Raw genomic sequence first — 16259 nt, forward strand, 5'->3', positions numbered from 1 at the left:
TCCCTGCCTTCCCCCAGAGGGGGAAGGTGCCTTCTAGCCCCGCAGCCAGCGGGCGCGCGCCGCGAAGCGTTGCACCGCGCGCCAGTTCGCGCACTCGCGGCCGACGACAGGCCAGATCCGCTGCAGCAGGTCCGCCGTCGCCAGCACGTCGGCCATGGCATCGTGCCGCGCCAGGCACTCGATGCCGAAGTGGGCCAGCCAGTCGTCCAGCGCCCGGGCGCGCAGTTCCGGGTAGGCCGAGGCGCAGAGGGCCGCGATGTCCAGCCAGGGGAGGTCGAGCCCCTGCACCTGCAGCGCGCGGGCGTGGCGTGCCAGCAGCTGGCGGTCGAAATCGGCGTGGAAGGCCAGGAGCGGCGCGCCCGCGGCGAAGCGCGCGAAGGCCTGCAGGGCCTGCGCCGGCTCCAGGCCCTGGGCCTGCGCATCGACGCCGATGCCGTGCACCAGCACGTTGCCCTTGTCGGGCACCGGGACGCGGTGGTGCAGCCGCACGCTGAAGCTGTCGCCGAGCACCAGCGAGAGCCTGCGGCTGGACCACTCCACCCGCAGGCCCAGCGCCGCCACGGCCAGCAGGCCCGCGCGCCGTGCATCCAGGCCGGTCGCCTCCACGTCCACCACCAGCCAGCGTTCGGTGGCTGCCGCCTCGCGCTTCGCGGGCCACCACGGCAGCAGCGGCTTCATCGCACCCAGTCCAGTCGCAGGCGCTCCTGCAGGCTGCGCGCCTGCGCAAGGCTGGCCACCAGGATGCGCCGGTCGATCTCGCTGAGCGACGGTGCCTGGAGCCGGTTGGGGTTCTGGCCGCCGTCGGCTGCCTCGAGCTGGACCCGCAGTCGCAGTCCCTGCAGGTAGTCGAAGGCACCGGCCCAGCTTTGCCATTCCGACGCGCGCAGCTGCATGGCCTGGCCGGCCTCGGCCAGCCGATCGTGCGTGCCGGTGGCGCGCACCCCCTGCGAAAGGGCGAGGATGCGCGCCGCATCGACGAAGAGGGCGGTTCCCTGCAGCTTGAGGTCGAGGCCCGAGCCCTCGTCCAGCTCCAGCCGGCCGGTCCAGTCCAGGGGCGGGCGGTGCGCGAGGGCATTGGTCGCCAGCAGATGGAGGAAACGGGGCGTGGCGCGCACGCGCTGCTCGATGCGCTGCCGAAGCGGCTCGGCCAGGCTCGCATCACCGGCGAGCGGCCGCAGGTCGAAGAAGATGCTGGCTGCCAGCAGGTCCTCGGGGCTGCCGTGGTCGATCCAGCGCTCGAAGCGCGCCAGCCACTGCGACACGAGCAGGCAGCAGGCCGGCTCGCCCGCCATGATGCCGCCGCGGCACAGCGGGTAGCCGGCGGCGTCCAGCGCCTCGTTCATGCGGCGGGCCCATCGGCGGATGCGCGCCTGCTCGGCCTCGTCGAGGCCGTCGGGCAGCACCAGCGCGTTGTCCTGGTCGGAGGCGATGGTCTGCTCGCCGCGCCCCTCCGAGCCCAGGGCCAGCCAGCACAGGCGGCCGAGCTCGATGCCGTCCCGGGCCGCGCCCAGGCCGAGGAGCCTGCGCGTGAACAGGTCGTTCAGGCGGCTGATCAACTCCGTCAGCGGGCGTGGCTGCACGCCTTGGGCCATCAGGTTGCGGGCCAGCGCGCGGATGTCGGCCGCCACGGGCAGCAGCGTGTCCAGCTCGCGCGCCGCGTGGATGCGTGCGCCCACCTGCTGCACGCTGGTGCGCTGCCAGGCGAAGAGGTCGCGCTCGGAGACCACGCCCGCCAGCCGCCCGCCCCGCGTGATCGGCACGTGCCGGATGCCGTGCTCGCCCATGAGGAGGGCGGCGTCCTGCGCGGTGTCCTGTTCGTCCAGGGCGTGCACCGGCTGGCTCATGACGCGCCCGACAGGGGCGTCCAGGTCGAAGTCGGGCGCCAGCACGAGGCGGGGCAGGTCGTGGCGGGTGAAGATGCCCTGGAGCCGGCCCTGGGCGTCCGTCACCAGCATCGAGCCGAGGTGGCGCTCCTGCAGGATGCGCAGCACCTCGCGCAGCGACGTCTGCGGCGAACAGTGCACCGGCTCGCCGCGGGCGAGTTGAGACAGCGGCGTCTCCGAAGCCTGCTCTGCCAGCGCCTGCGAGGACAGTTGCAGCGCCAGGGCCTGCCGAGAGCGCGCCAGCAGCGACTGGATGCGGTCACGCAGGAACTCGGCGAACACCACGCTGCGCTGCGCCAGCTGCTCCATGTCGGCGGCGCCCAGCGCCAGCACGAACACATCGTCCAGCGCGCTGTAGCGGGCGCGCACCGGGCGCTGCGCGAGCAGGGCGGCCACGGGCAGCAGCTCGCCCGGTCCGAAGGCCAGCGAGTCGCCGGTCTCGGGCGATCCGTGGCGCCGCTGCACCGTGCCCTGTCGCACCAGGAACAGGAAAGGTGGAACGCCCGCGGCGGGATCGACCAGCACGTCGCCCGGCGCGTAGTACTGCTGCTCGGCGTGGGCGAGGAACCACTCGAGCTCCTCGCGCGGCATTTGCGCGAAAGGAGGCCAGCGCGCCAGCTGCGCGCCGAGCTGGCGCAGCAGCGGCAGGGCGGGCGACGAGAGCGGCGGCTCCTTGGCGTCGGTCATGGCGCCCCGACTATGGCGGCCGTCCCATGCAGCGCGTCCTCCGTGGAAACCCTCGGGCGGCCCCGGAAAGCCGGGCGTGTAAGAAACGGGTAAGCCGCTGTTTCGACAGTCCGCAGCGATGCACCCCGCCCGACGATGCTGACTGTCCTGACCCTGGTGAAGCTGGTGGCCGAGATCGCCCTCATGGCGCTGCTCGGACGCTGGGTGCTGGGACTGCTGGCCGGCGCCAAGCGGGAGCAGAACCTTTTCTGGCAGGTGCTGGACATGATGGTGCGGCCCTTCACGTGGACCGCGCGGCGCCTGTCCCCCAAGGTGGTGCTCGACCGGCACGTACCGCTGGTCGCCTTCCTGCTCCTCGCCTTCACCTGGATCGTCGTCACCCTGTGGCGCATCCAGATCTGCCTTCAGATCGGAGTCGCCCAGTGTCGTTGATGCATCGCCTGCAGATTGGCTGGCTGCGCTGGCAGGGGCGCCTGGCGCTCATGGTCGGCCATCGCATGGGGGCGCTGCGCGCCTTCGAAGCCATCTGCGCGCTGGTGCCGGACGACGCGCATGCCCTGGCCAGTCGCGCGCAGCTCGAAGACCAGCGGGGCCACGCCGAGGAAGCGCTCGCCCTTCAGCGCGCCCTGGTGCAGCAGACGCCGCAGGCCGCCGCCGCCTGGTTCAACCTGGGCTTCATGCTGGAGAAGGCGGGGCAACTCGAGGAGGCGCTTGCCGCCTTCAGCGAAGCGACGCGCCTGTCGCCCAAGCTCGATCGCGCCTGGTATGGCCTCGGCCTGGTCCTCATTCGCCTGCGCCGCTTCGACGAAGCCGTCGACGCCCTGCGCCGCAACACCGAACTGCAACCCATGAGCCCCTACGGCTGGTACCAGCTGGCCCGGGTTCATGTCGACCGGCAAGAGCCCCAGGAGGCAGCGAAGATCATTCGCCATCTCCGCGGGTTCGAGCCCAAGGTGGCCGCCCAGCTCGAACGTGAGACCGGACTGAGCACTGCCCAGTCCGCCTGACCCGAGAGCGGGGGGAGCGCCGTACCGGCGGGGGCCGGGCGGCTGCCGCACAGCCGCGACCGGTGGCAGGCCCGCGAGCAATCGCAGGCGGTCGCGATCCGCCCCCCGGGCGAGCACTTGAGGCAGGAGACATGCAGCTATCGGAAACACACCGCCACTACTGGCGGAAAAACCTCAACATCACGGCCATATTGCTTGCAATCTGGTTCGTGGTGACCTTCGTCGTGAGCTACTTCGCGCGCGACCTGAACTTCAACTTCTTCGGCTGGCCTTTCAGTTTCTGGATGGGCGCGCAGGGGGCGTTGATCATCTACTGCCTGATCATCTGGTACTACGCCCGCTACATGGCGAAGCTGGATATCGAGCACGGCGTGGCCGAGGAGGAGTGACACCATGGCTGGAATCTTCGGAGCCGATGGCAGCGTCGCCACGGCCGAATCGAACCGGGCCTTCAAGGCCAACCTGAACAAGGTCTACACCTGGTACGTCGGCGGCTTCCTCGCCTTCGTGCTGGTGCTGGCCGTACTCGAATTCATGGGCCTGCCACGGCGCTGGATCGGCTACACCTTTCTGCTGGCCACCATCGGCCTGTATGCCGGCATCGGCATCATGAGCCGCACCAGCGACGCGGCCGAGTACTACGTCGCCGGCCGCCGCGTGCCTGCCGTCTACAACGGCATGGCCACCGGCGCCGACTGGATGTCCGCGGCCTCCTTCATCGGCATGGCGGGCACGCTCTACCTCACCGGCTACTCGGGCCTGGCCTTCATCATGGGCTGGACGGGTGGGTACTGCCTGGTGGCGCTGTTCCTCGCGCCCTACCTGCGCAAGTTCGGGCAGTTCACCATTCCCGACTTCCTGGGTGAGCGCTACGGCGGCAACCTGCCCCGCTTCCTGGGCATCTGCGCGGCCATCCTCTGCTCCTTCACCTACGTGGTGGCGCAGATCTACGGCGTGGGCCTCATCACCTCGCGCCTGACCGGCGTGGCCTTCGAGCTGGGGATCTTCCTGGGCCTGGGCGGCATCCTGGTGTGCTCCTTCCTGGGCGGCATGCGCGCGGTGACCTGGACCCAGGTGGCGCAGTACATCGTGCTGATCGTGGCCTACCTCATTCCGGTCGTGTGGCTGTCGGTCAAGCAGACCAGCGTGCCGGTGCCGCAGGCCATCTACGGCGCGCAGCTGCAGAAGGTCACGGAAGCCGAAAGGCGCCTGGCCAACGACCCCAAGGAACTGGAAGTCCGCCAGATCTTCTCGCAGCGTTCGGCCGCCCTGGCCGAGAAGCTGAAGGATCCGGCTGCCGCCCTGGCCGCCGACCGCGACGCGCTCACCAAGCGAGTGAGCGACCTGCGCGCCTCCAACGCACCGGCCGCCGAGCTGGATGCCGCCGAGCGCGAGCTGGCCGCCCTGCCCAAGGACCCGGATGCCGCGCGCCGCGCCTGGACGTCGGCCAAGACGGCCGCGGACAACAAGGCCAAGCCGCTCAACGGCATGCCGCCGCACGCGCAGCAGTTCTCGGGCAACCCGGACGGCGACGCGGCGGCGCAGAAGACCTTCAACGAGTCGCGCCGCAACTTCCTCGCGCTGATCTTCTGCCTGATGGTGGGAACGGCCGCCCTGCCGCACATCCTCATGCGCTACTACACCACGCCCAGCGTGAGGGAAGCGCGCGAGTCGGTGAGCTGGTCGCTGTTCTTCATCTTCCTGCTGTACTTCACCGCGCCGGCCCTGGCCGTGCTGGTCAAGTACGAGGTCTTCAACGTGCTGGTGGGCACGCCCTTCGACCAGTTGCCCAACTGGATCAACGCCTGGAACCGTGTCGATCCGAGCCTGCTGTCGGTGACGGACGTGAACCGGGACGGCGTCTTCCAGCTCAACGAGATGAGCATCGGCGGCGACATCATCGTGCTGGCCACGCCGGAGATCGGTGGGCTGCCCTACGTCATCTCGGGCCTGGTGGCCGCCGGCGGCCTGGCCGCCGCGCTCTCCACCGCCGACGGCCTGCTGCTGACGATCGCCAACGCGCTCTCGCACGACCTGTACTACAAGATGCTGGACCCCAACGCCTCCACGGCGCGCCGGGTGACCATCTCCAAGGTGCTGCTGCTGATCGTGGCGCTGTGCGCGGCCTACGTGGCGGCGCAGAAACCGGCGGACATCCTGTTCCTGGTGTCGGCGGCGTTCTCGTTCGCGGCGGCGGCGTTCTTCCCGGCGCTGGTCCTGGGCATCTTCTGGAAGCGCGCCACCGGCATCGCGGCCTCCCTGGGCATGGCCCTCGGCCTGGGCGTGACCTTCTACTACATGGTCACCACGCAACCCTGGCTGCGCGGCATCTTCGGCGTGACCGGGCCGATCGAGCTGTGGTGGGGCATCCAGCCCATCTCGGCCGGCCTCTTCGGCGTGCCGGTGGGCTTTGCCGTGATCATCCTCGTGAGCCTCATCACCCCTGCGCCCAGCGCCCGGGTGCAGGAGCTGGTCGAGCACGTGCGCTATCCCAACCTGAAGGCGGCTTGAGCCTCGGGTCGGCATGAGGCGAGCGGGTCGGTGGTGAACCGCCGACCCGGATCGTGAAGGGGGTCTCCACGACTCCCGCAAAAGCAAGAAGGCGGGCCTCGGCCCGCCTTCTTGCTTGTCGGTCTGCCTGGCGCGTGGGCCGGGCAGGAACGCCACCCGGTTGACGCGCCCCGGGGGCTAGAAGCTGTTCCAGTCGTCGGTACCCGTCGCCACGGGACGGGAGGAATCGGTCGTCCGGGCAGCCCGTGCCGGTGCAGGGACGGCCCGCAGCGTGGGCACGTCCTGGCGCGGTGCGATGTCGGGTGCCGACAGGACGGCCGGCGCCATGCGCGCCGAGCCGGCCTCCAGCTTGAACACCGCCACGGCCTCGACCAGCTGCTGAGCCTGCTGCCGCAGGCTGTCGGCGGCCGCGGCGCTTTCCTCGACAAGGGCGGCGTTCTGCTGCGTGGCCTGGTCCATCTGCGTGACGGCTTCGCCGATCTGCGCCACCCCGGCGCTCTGCTCGACGCTCGCGGCGCTGATGCGGCCCATGATCTGCGCCACCTGCTGGATCGAGGCCACCACCTGGCTCATGGTGGCACCGGCCTCGTCCACCAGGGCGCTGCCCTGGCTGACGCGTTCCACGCTGTCGGTGATGAGGGACTTGATTTCCTTGGCCGCGTCGGCGCTGCGCTGGGCGAGCGTGCGCACCTCGCCGGCCACGACCGCGAAGCCGCGTCTCTGCTCGCCGGCCCGCGCCGCTTCCACGGCCGCATTGAGCGCCAGGATGTTGGTCTGGAAGGCGATGCCGTCGATCACGCTGATGATGTCGGCGATGCGGCGCGAGCTGTCGTTGATGCCCTTCATGGTGTCCACCACGCGGCTGACCACCTCGCCGCCCCGCTCGGCGACGGCCGAGGCCTCGGTCGCCAGGCGGTTGCCGTCCTGGGCGCTGGCGGTGTTCTGGTTCACGGTGCCGGCCAGCTCCTTCATGGAGGCGGCGGTCTGCTCCAGCGCCGAGGCCTGTTCCTCGGTGCGGCTGGACAGGTCGGTCGTGCCTTGGGAGATCTGGCCCGACGCGGTGGCCACGCCCTCGGCGTTGCCGCGCACAAAGCCGGTGCGTTCCGGTCGTTTGTTGCCGCTTCGTGTCATCCGGGCGGGTGCCGGAGTGGCCTCAGAAGCCGGTGAGCGGGTCGTCCTGCGCCAGCTGCTCGTGCACCCGGCGGCACAGCGCGTCGATGCCGGCGGGCTTGTCGAACAGGCAGCTCACGCCGGCCGACAGCGCGCCTTCTCGCAGCGTGTCGGTCACATGCCCAGAAGCCACGATGATCGGCAGCTGCGGGCGCAGGGCGCGCAGCTCGCGGGCGAGGTCCAGGCCGGAGAGGTCCGGCATGTTGTAGTCGGTGATCAGCAGGTCCACGGCGCTGCCCTGGCGCCGCACGTAGGCCAGTGCCTCCAGGCTGCGGTGGAAGCCCGCGACGCGGAATCCCTGCGCCTGCAGCACGGCGCTGACCATGACCACCATGGCCTCGTAGTCGTCCACATAGACGATGTGCCGCCCGCCGCCGGCGCCGGACGGCAGCGGGACGGGCTGCGTTTCAGCCACCGGAACCTCGCGGGCGGGCAGGGGCGCGAAGCCGGTGTTTTCCGCTTCGCAGGCCACGGGCAGGCGCACCTCCATGCGCGTGCCCTGGCCCGGCCGGCTGTCCACCGCGATCTCGCCGAAGTGGGCTCGCACGATGTTCTGCACCACGGCCAGTCCCAGGCCGGTGCCTTCGCCCTCGCGCTTGGTGGTGAAGAAGGGCTCGAACATGCGGGCCTGCGTGCCCGCGTCCATGCCGGCGCCGTCGTCCTGCACCGACAGCACCACCCAGCCCGAGCCCGGGGGCGCGGCCAGCCGGATGTCGATGCGACCGCCGCGGCCGGACATGGCCTGCCAGGCGTTCGTGCCCAGGTTCATCACCACCTGGTGGATCTGGTTGGCGTCGGCCATGACCTCGAAGGGCTCCTCGTCGCCCTGCAGCGTGATGCGCACCCCCGAGGGCAGGGTGGCGCGCAGCAGGTCCACCGCCTCGCGCACCACGGGCCCGAGCGGCTGGCGCTCGAACACCGCCGGCTGCTGGCGCGTGAAGGTCAGGATCCGGCGCACGAGTTCGCGGGCTCGCAGGCCGGCCCGCGCGATCTCGTCCAGGTAGCGAGCCGCCGGCCCGGACCCGGCGAGCGCCGACGTGGCCAGGCGCGCATTGCCCATGATCGCGGCGATCACATTGTTGAAATCGTGCGCGATGCCGCCGGCGATGCTGCCCAGCGCTTCCATCTTCTGCGACTGGCGCAGCTGTTCGGCCAGCTCCGCCTGGCTGCGCTGGGCCTGGTGGCGCTCGGTCAGGTCGTGCAGCAGCACGCTGCTGCGGCGCCGATCGCCGCTGTCGAGGTAGTGCGCGAAGCTGGCCTGCAGGTGTGCCTGCAGGCCGTCCGGCCGCCGCACGGTGAACGTGGCCTGGGCGTGGCCCGTGCGGCGCGCCTCTTCCAGCACCTGGCGCAGCGGGCTGTCCGGTCCGTCGAGCACCGAGAGCCCCAGTTGCAACAGTTCCGCTTCGCTGCGGCCCAGCAGCTGGCAGGCGGCGGGGTTCACCTGGTCGACCTGGCCGAAGCTGCGGCCGATCATCAGGCCGTCGCGCGTGTTCTCGAACACCAGGCGATAGCCTTCCTCGCTTTCGCGCAGCGCCTCGCGCGCCTCGTGCTGGGCGGTGATCTCGTGGCCGATGCCGCGATAGCCGAGGAAGCGCTGCTCGGCATCAAAGACCGGCATGCCGCTGATCAGCGCGACGCGAAGCCGTCCGGCGGCGTCGATTCGCCGCACTTCGAAGTCGAAGAAGGCGCGGTGCCGGTCCAGGTCCTCGCGATGGCGCGTCCAGTCCTCGGCGCTGCCCAGCACGCCCGGCTGCTCCCAGCGCGTCAGGCCGAAATGCACCGGCACCTGGGCGCCGGCGTGGCGCGGCGCCGCGGTCTGGTGCGTGAAGCGGTGCTGGGCGTCGGTCTCCCAGAACCAGTCGGCCGAAAGCTGCGTAAGCGCCCGGTAATGCCGTTCGCTGCGCCGCAGGCGCGCCACGCTGCGCTGGTGGCGCAGCCAGGCGGCGCCGAGCCCCACCACCGCGACCACGCCCAGCACCGTGAGCAGGCTCGCCAGCACCAGGTAGCGCTGGGCGCGGTCCCGCACCGGCGCCATGGCCTGGGCGCGTCCCAGGCCCACGGCCACCGTGAGTCCGTGCTCGGGCAGCGGCCGCAGGCTGTAGGCGCGTTCGATCCCGTCCACCGGGCTGGTCGTGAACAGCGTACGGCGCAGGCCCTGGGCGGCTGCTTTCGCCAAGGCCGACTGGCCGACGTCGAGACCGAAGCGGTCCTGCCCGGCGCCGCTGCGGCGCGCCAGGACGATACCGCTCGGGTCGAACAGGGTCACGGTGTCCTGGGGCGCCAGGCCACCGAGCGCGAAGAAGGCCAGCAGCGCGCCGGGATCGACCGGCGTGTAGGCCACCCCCTGCAGGCGACCTTGGTCCCAGAGCCCCCGCGAGAGCGTGGTGACCCAGCGGCCCTGCGCGTCCATGATCGGCTGCTGGATCAATGCCGCCGCCTGCGGGTGCTGCTGGTGCAGGGCGATCAGCCCCTGCGCCCAGTCCGGTGGCAGCGCCGGCGCCGCGCCGACCGGCGTGCCCGTGGCGTCGGCCAGTGACACCGGCAGACCGGCGGCCGCGAATGCGGGGGGCACGGGCCGGGTCTGGGCCAGCAGGTCGCGCCACGAGGCCGGGTCCGCGGTCAGCAGGCGCAAGGCGGCCGTCGGGCCGGCGAGCAGCTGCCGCACCTGCTGTTCGTAGGCGAGCGACAGGCGCCCGACCTGGGTGACCTCCGCTTCCTCGGCCTCGCGGGCTTCGTACACCACGCGCTCCAGGGTCAGGCTCCAGACCGCCACCAGCAGCAGCGCCAGCCCGCCCGACAGGGCGGCCACGGTGCGCAAGCGCGTGATGCGGGCGGAAAGACGAAGGCGAGTGAGGCGTTTCATGCAAGGGAGCCGCGCGCATGCGCGATGCGCCGGGCGAAGCCTGACAGGATACTGATGAGCTTTGGCCGGGCCCCTGTCAGAGCTCGCAGGGCGTTTCCCTAATCGTGCGGCTGGCGAACTATTCCCGGTCCGAGGCGCTGCCGGGCGTGGGCTTGGCCCCACGCCTGAGCCGGCAGGCCGGCGTTCTTAGAATGCTTGGCCCCTTTCCCCCACCCCCTACCGCTCCCCCACATGACCCAGGGTTTGATCCGCATCCGCGGCGCCAGGCAGCACAACCTCAAGAACCTCGACCTCGACCTGCGCACCGGCGAGCTGACCGTGGTCACCGGGCCGAGCGGCTCGGGCAAGTCCAGCCTGGTCTTCGACACGCTCTATGCGGAGGGCCAGCGGCGTTACGTGGAGACCTTCTCGGCCTACGCCCGGCAGTTCCTGGACCGCATGGACAAGCCCGCGGTGGATCGCATCGAGGGCGTGCCGCCGGCCATTGCCATCGACCAGACCAACCCGGTCCGGTCCTCCCGTTCCACCGTCGGCACCATGACGGAGCTGAACGACCACCTCAAGCTGCTCTTCGCGCGCGCCACGGAGCTGTTCGACCGCAAGACCGGCCAGCGCGTGCGGCACGACTCGCCGGAATCCATCTACGCCGAGCTGATGGCGCGCACGCAGGCAGGCGACCCGCGCCTGGTGCTCACCTTCCCGGTGGAACTGCCCGCCGACACCAGCGCCGAGCAGATCGACCAGTGGCTGGCGGCGAGCGGTTTCACGCGCATCCAGGCCGAGCGCGAGGTCGCCACGCCCACGGGGCCTCGCAAGGTCCTGGACATCGTGGCGGACCGATTTCGGATCCAGAACGTCGAGAAGGTGCGCGCCATCGAGGCCATCGAGGTGGGGCTCAAGCGCGGGGCAGGGCGGCTGTCGGTCTACGCCCAGGTGTCGGAGGACGGGCACGAGATCTGGCGCTTTTCCACCGGCCTGCACTGCCCGGACAGCGAGCTGCGCTATGCGGAGCCGATCCCGTCCATGTTCTCCTTCAACTCCGCGGTGGGTGCCTGCGAGACCTGCCGCGGCTTCGGGCGCGTGATCGGGGTGGACTGGGGCCTGGTCATTCCGGACGAGAAGCTCACGCTGCGCTCCGGCGCCATCAAGCCGATCCAGACCCCCGCCTGGTCCGAGGCCCAGGACGACCTGCTGCGCCACGCCGAGGCCGCCGGCATCCCGCGCGACACGCCCTGGTACAAGCTCAGCGCCGAGCACAAGGCCTGGGTCCTGGACGGCACGCCCCACTTCAAGGAGGGCAACTGGAACAAGCAGTGGTACGGCATCAAGCGCTTCTTCCAGTACCTGGAAAGCAAGGCCTACAAGATGCACATCCGGGTGCTGCTGTCCAAGTACCGCAGCTACACGCCCTGCGAGGTCTGCGGCGGCGCGCGCCTGAAGACCGAGCCGCTGCTGTGGCGCCTGGGCAGCAAGGACGACGCGGACGCCGTGCTGGAGCCGGCGCAGCGCTTCCTGCCGCGCGGGGTGGACTGGTCTCGCGAGCAGCTCGAAACCCTGCCGGGGCTGTGCCTGCACGACCTGATGCTGATGCCGATCGACAGGCTGCGCAGCTTCTTCGCGCGCCTGTCCCTCCCCGGGGGAGAGGGGGAGCAGCAGGCGCTCAGGCTGCTGTACGAGGAGATCAATACGCGCTTGAAGTACCTGGTGGATGTCGGCATCGGCTACCTCACGCTGGACCGGCAGAGCCGCACGCTCTCCGGCGGCGAGGTGCAGCGCATCAACCTCACCACGGCCCTGGGCACCTCGCTGGTCAACACCCTCTTCGTGCTGGACGAACCCAGCATCGGCCTGCACCCGCGCGACATCCACCGCATCACCGAGGCCATGAAGCGCCTGCGCGACGCGGGCAACACGCTGGTGGTGGTGGAGCACGACCCGGCCGTCATGCTGGCCGCCGACCGCATGATCGACATGGGACCGGGTCCCGGCGAGCGGGGCGGGCAGGTGGTCTTCGACGGCACGACCGACGCGCTGCGCGAGGCCGAGACCCTCACGGGTGACTACCTGGGCGGGCGCCGGCAGGTGGGCATGGGGCTCAAGCGCGCGGTGACCGAAGCGACGCCGCGGCTGATCCTGGAAGGCGCGGGCGAGCACAACCTGCAGGACATCACCGTGGAGTTTCCGCTGCAGCGCCTGGTCTGCGTCACCGGCGTGTCCGGCTCGGGCAAGTCCACGCTGGTGCAGGACATCCTCGCGCCGGCGCTGCTGCGCCAGTTCGGCAAGTCCACCGAAACGCCCGGCCGTCATGCGCGCCTCCTGGGCGCCGACCACCTGGCCGACGTGGTGTACGTGGACCAGTCGCCCATCGGCAAGACCGCGCGCTCCAACCCGGTGAGCTACGTGGGCGCCTGGGACAGCATCCGCGAGATCTTCGCGGCCTCGCCGCTGGCGAAGCAGCGCGGCTACACGGCGGCCAAGTTCAGCTTCAACAGCGGCGACGGCCGCTGTCCCACCTGCGGCGGCTCGGGTTTCGAGCACGTGGAGATGCAGTTCCTCTCGGACGTGTACCTGCGCTGCCCCGACTGCGACGGCCGCCGCTACCGGCCCGAGATCCTGGAGGTGACCATCGAGCGCCAGGGCCTGGGTGCGGTGCACCCGCGCGTGCTGAACGTGGCCGACGTGCTGGATCTCACCGTGAGCGAGGCCGCGCGCCTGTTCGCCGCCGACCGCGACGTGATCCGCGCGCTGCAGCCCATCGTGGACGTGGGCCTGGACTACGTGAAGCTCGGCCAGCCCGTGCCCACGCTGTCCGGCGGCGAGGCCCAGCGCCTGAAGCTCGCCGGCTTCCTGGCCGAGGCCGCGGGCCGCCGCAGCACGCAGAAGCTCGCGACCAAGGGCGTGCTGTTCCTGTTCGACGAGCCCACCACGGGCCTGCACTTCGACGACATCGCCAAGCTGATGCGGGCGCTGCGCAAGCTGCTGGAGGCGGGGCATTCGCTCATCGTGATCGAGCACAACCTCGATGTGATCCGCGCCGCCGACTGGCTGATCGACCTCGGGCCGGAAGGCGGCCAGGGCGGCGGGCTGCTGGTGGCGCAGGGGCCGCCGGAGGAGATGAAGAAGCATCCGTGTTCCCACACGGCCAAGGCGCTGCGGGAGTACGACGGCACGCTGGGGGTGCGGGAGCCGCGAGGGGCTTCGACAGGCTCAGCCCGAACGGAACTGGGACGCGGAACGGCCCCCCTGCTGCCGTTCGCCCTGAGCCTGTCGAAGGGCAGCGATCAACACGAGGCTTCGACAGGCTCAGCCCGAATGGATACTCCCGCTCCGACAAGCGCCGGGGCCATCCAGATCGTCAACGCCCGCGAGCACAACTTGAAGTCCCTCAGCGTGGACATCCCCCACAACCGCTTCAGCGTCATCACCGGCGTCTCGGGTTCGGGCAAGTCCACGCTGGCATTCGACATCCTGTTCAACGAAGGCCAGCGGCGCTACCTCGAATCGCTCAATGCCTATGCCCGCAGCATCGTGCAGCCGGCGGGCCGGCCCGAGGTCGATGCGGTCTACGGCATCCCGCCCACGGTGGCCATCGAGCAGCGTCTCTCGCGCGGCGGACGCAAGTCCACCGTCGGCACCACCACCGAGGTCTGGCACTTCCTGCGCCTGCTGTACGTCAAGCTGGGCGTGCAGCACTGCGTGAAGGACGGCGCCGAGGTGCGGCCGCAGAACGCCGACAGCATCGCCGCGCAGATCATGCGGCGGCATCGGGGCCGGCACGTGGGCCTGCTCGCGCCGCTGGTGGTGAACCGCAAGGGCGTCTACACCGAGATCGCAGAATGGGCGCTGGCGCGCCGCTACACCCACCTGCGGGTGGATGGCAACTTCCTGCCCACGCGCGGCTTTCCGCGCCTGGACCGCTTCAAGGAACACACCATCGAGCTGCCGGTGTGCGATGTGGACGTGAGCCCCGCCAACGAGGCCCTGCTGCGCGAGCACCTGGCCATCGCGCTGGAGCACGGCAAGGGCGTGCTGCACCTGCTGGCGCCGCTGGACGGTCTGCGCGAAGCCATGCAGTCGCTGGAGGGGCGGCATGCGCACATCGGCGAGGTGGAGGTCTTTTCCACCCGCCGCGCCTGCCCGGTGTGCAGCACCTCGTATGCCGAGCTGGACCCGCGCCTGTTCTCCTACAACAGCAAGCATGGCTGGTGCCCGGAATGCGTGGGCACCGGCGTGAAGCTCACGCGCGAGCAGCGCAAGGCCTTCGACGACACCGTGCAGGCCGACGACAGCAAGGGGCGCGAGCAGACCTTCGCCGAGCCCGAGGTGGAAGACCTCGCCGAGGAAGCCTGCCCCGCCTGCCGCGGCACGCGCCTGAACGCGCAGGCCCGCGCGGTGCGCTTCAACGGCGTGGGCATCGCCGACATCGCGGCGCTGTCGGTCAGCGAGGTGCGCCGCTGGGTCGAGTCGCTGCAGGTGGAAGGCACCCTCAGCGAGCGCGAGCAGGGTATCGCGCGCGACCTGATCCCGGAGATCCGCAGCCGCCTGGAGTTCCTGGAGGAAGTGGGCCTGGGCTACCTCACGCTGGACCGCGGCGCGCCCACGCTCTCGGGCGGCGAGGCCCAGCGCATCCGCCTGGCCGCGCAGCTCGGCTCCAACCTGCAGGGCGTGTGCTACGTGCTGGACGAGCCCACCATCGGCCTGCACGCGCGCGACAACCAGATCCTGCTGAACGCCCTGCACAAGCTGGGCGACAAGGGCAACACGCTGGTGGTGGTGGAGCACGACGAGGACACCATCCGCCGCGCCGACCACATCATCGACATCGGCCCCGGCGCCGGTGTGCGGGGCGGCCGCGTGGTGGCGCAGGGCAGCGTGGACGCGGTCACCGGCGACGAGGCCTCGCTCACCGGCCGCTACCTGCTGCATGCGATGAAGCACCCGCTGAAGGCTCGGCGCGCGGTGCAACCCCCACCCCAACCCTCCCCCAGAGGGGGAGGGGGTGAAAACCCCGCCAGCGACGGTGACTTGCGCCCTCCCCCCCTGGGGGAGGGCGGGGGTGGGGGCCACGCCGGCGAACTGCGCCTGCGCGGCGCCCACCTCCACAACCTCCAGCAGGTCGACGTGGACGTGCCGCTCAGGCGCCTGGTCGCCATCACCGGCGTCTCGGGCTCCGGCAAGTCCACGCTCGCCCGCGACGTGCTGCTGCACAACGTGCAGCTCGCCGTGCAGCAGCGCAGCACCAAGGCCGGCCGCGAGGCCGACGCGCGTGGCGAGCACCCGGCCTGGAGCGGCTGTCTCGCGCTCGGCGGCTACGCCTCCATCGACCGCGTGCTGGAGGTGGACCAGACCCCCATCGGCAAGACGCCGCGCTCCTGCCCGGCCACCTACATCGGCTTCTGGGACACCATCCGCAAGCTCTTCGCCGACACGCTGGAAGCCAAGGCGCGCGGCTATGGCCCGGGCCGCTTTTCCTTCAACACCGGCGAGGGGCGCTGCCCCAGCTGCGAAGGACAGGGCGTGCGCACCATCGGCATGAGCTTCCTGCCCGACGTGAAGGTGCCCTGCGAATCGTGCCATGGCGCGCGCTTCAATCCCGAGACCCTCGCCGTCACCTGGCGCGGCAAGAGCATCGGCGACGTGCTGCGCATGGAGGTGGACGAGGCGGTGGACTTCTTCGCGTCCATGCCGGTCATCAGCCATCCGCTGCAGCTGCTCGTGGACGTGGGCCTGGGCTACCTGACCCTGGGCCAGCCCTCGCCCACGCTCTCGGGCGGCGAGGCGCAGCGCATCAAGCTGGTCACCGAGCTGGCCAAGGTGCGCGACGACATCACCCGCCGCGGCCAGAAGCCGCCGCACACGCTCTACGTGCTGGACGAGCCCACCGTGGGCCTGCACATGGCCGACGTGGAGCGGCTCATCCGCGTGCTGCACCGGCTGGTGGACGGTGGCCACAGCGTGGTCGTGATCGAGCACGACCTGGACGTCATCGCCGAGGCCGACTGGATCGTCGACCTGGGGCCGGAGGGCGGCCAGGCCGGCGGCCGCGTGGTCGCGGCGGCGCCGCCGGAGGCGGTGGTCGCGGCGGGGACGCACACGGGGCAAGCGCTCGCGCCCGTGCTCGCACGCGCCTGAGCCACC

The 16259-nt window shown here is 70.9% G+C and carries 8 protein-coding genes and 1 pseudogene; 5 read left to right on the top strand and 4 right to left on the bottom strand.

All coding sequences use genetic code 11. The features are described from left to right. Positions 1-33 precede the first annotated feature (33 nt). Entirely contained in the window at positions 34-678 is a 645-nt protein-coding gene (locus tag EZ242_RS10140) for a 3'-5' exonuclease (RefSeq protein ID WP_135285052.1), read from the bottom strand. Continuing rightward, on the bottom strand, positions 675-2570 hold the full coding sequence (locus tag EZ242_RS10145; RefSeq protein WP_135285053.1) for a DUF294 nucleotidyltransferase-like domain-containing protein: 1896 nt from the start codon (positions 2568-2570) through the stop codon (positions 675-677). Before EZ242_RS10145 ends, EZ242_RS10140 begins: the two co-directional genes overlap by 4 nt. A gap of 135 nt (positions 2571-2705) precedes the next feature. Here EZ242_RS10145 and EZ242_RS10150 point away from each other — a divergent pair, with 135 nt between their 5' ends. From EZ242_RS10150 to EZ242_RS10165, 4 genes are all read left to right on the top strand, one after another. Then, positions 2706-3002, top strand: a complete 297-nt coding sequence (locus EZ242_RS10150) for a hypothetical protein (protein WP_135285054.1) — start codon at positions 2706-2708, stop codon at positions 3000-3002. Beyond that, on the top strand, positions 3002-3577 hold the full coding sequence (locus EZ242_RS10155; RefSeq protein ID WP_135285055.1) for a tetratricopeptide repeat protein: 576 nt from the start codon (positions 3002-3004) through the stop codon (positions 3575-3577). Before EZ242_RS10150 ends, EZ242_RS10155 begins: the two co-directional genes overlap by 1 nt. 131 nt (positions 3578-3708) lie before the next feature. Next, positions 3709-3966, top strand: a complete 258-nt coding sequence (locus EZ242_RS10160) for a DUF4212 domain-containing protein (RefSeq protein WP_135285056.1) — start codon at positions 3709-3711, stop codon at positions 3964-3966. A gap of 4 nt (positions 3967-3970) precedes the next feature. Then, entirely contained in the window at positions 3971-6088 is a 2118-nt protein-coding gene (locus EZ242_RS10165) for a sodium:solute symporter family protein (RefSeq protein ID WP_135285057.1), read from the top strand. Positions 6089-6265: 177 nt separating this feature from the next. On the opposite strand, the pseudogene EZ242_RS10170 reads toward EZ242_RS10165, so the two are convergent. Together EZ242_RS10170 and EZ242_RS10175 are read right to left on the bottom strand one after the other, a co-directional pair. Further along, positions 6266-7177, bottom strand: a pseudogene (locus EZ242_RS10170) (methyl-accepting chemotaxis protein); the annotation flags it as partial. A gap of 64 nt (positions 7178-7241) precedes the next feature. Then, positions 7242-10121, bottom strand: a complete 2880-nt coding sequence (locus EZ242_RS10175) for an ATP-binding protein (protein WP_135285058.1) — start codon at positions 10119-10121, stop codon at positions 7242-7244. Between the two features lie 231 nt (positions 10122-10352). On the opposite strand from EZ242_RS10175, the gene uvrA reads away from it, so the two are divergent. Next, positions 10353-16253, top strand: coding sequence for an excinuclease ABC subunit UvrA (uvrA, locus tag EZ242_RS10180; RefSeq protein WP_135285059.1), 5901 nt, complete (start codon positions 10353-10355; stop codon positions 16251-16253). Positions 16254-16259 lie beyond the last annotated feature (6 nt).

Source organism: Ramlibacter rhizophilus, from assembly GCF_004681965.1.
Lineage (GTDB): Bacteria > Pseudomonadota > Gammaproteobacteria > Burkholderiales > Burkholderiaceae_C > Ramlibacter > Ramlibacter rhizophilus.

What these genes read in the sequence shown, in the direction of transcription:
- EZ242_RS10145 (WP_135285053.1), bottom strand. Translation starts at nt 2,570, where the DNA reads ATGACCGACGCCAAGGAGCCGCCGCTCTCGTCGCCCGCCCTGCCGCTG.
- EZ242_RS10155 (WP_135285055.1), top strand. Translation starts at nt 3,002, where the DNA reads ATGCATCGCCTGCAGATTGGCTGGCTGCGCTGGCAGGGGCGCCTGGCG.
- uvrA (WP_135285059.1), top strand. Translation starts at nt 10,353, where the DNA reads ATGACCCAGGGTTTGATCCGCATCCGCGGCGCCAGGCAGCACAACCTC.
- EZ242_RS10160 (WP_135285056.1), top strand. Translation starts at nt 3,709, where the DNA reads ATGCAGCTATCGGAAACACACCGCCACTACTGGCGGAAAAACCTCAAC.
- EZ242_RS10150 (WP_135285054.1), top strand. Translation starts at nt 2,706, where the DNA reads ATGCTGACTGTCCTGACCCTGGTGAAGCTGGTGGCCGAGATCGCCCTC.
- EZ242_RS10165 (WP_135285057.1), top strand. Translation starts at nt 3,971, where the DNA reads ATGGCTGGAATCTTCGGAGCCGATGGCAGCGTCGCCACGGCCGAATCG.
- EZ242_RS10175 (WP_135285058.1), bottom strand. Translation starts at nt 10,121, where the DNA reads ATGAAACGCCTCACTCGCCTTCGTCTTTCCGCCCGCATCACGCGCTTG.
- EZ242_RS10140 (WP_135285052.1), bottom strand. Translation starts at nt 678, where the DNA reads ATGAAGCCGCTGCTGCCGTGGTGGCCCGCGAAGCGCGAGGCGGCAGCC.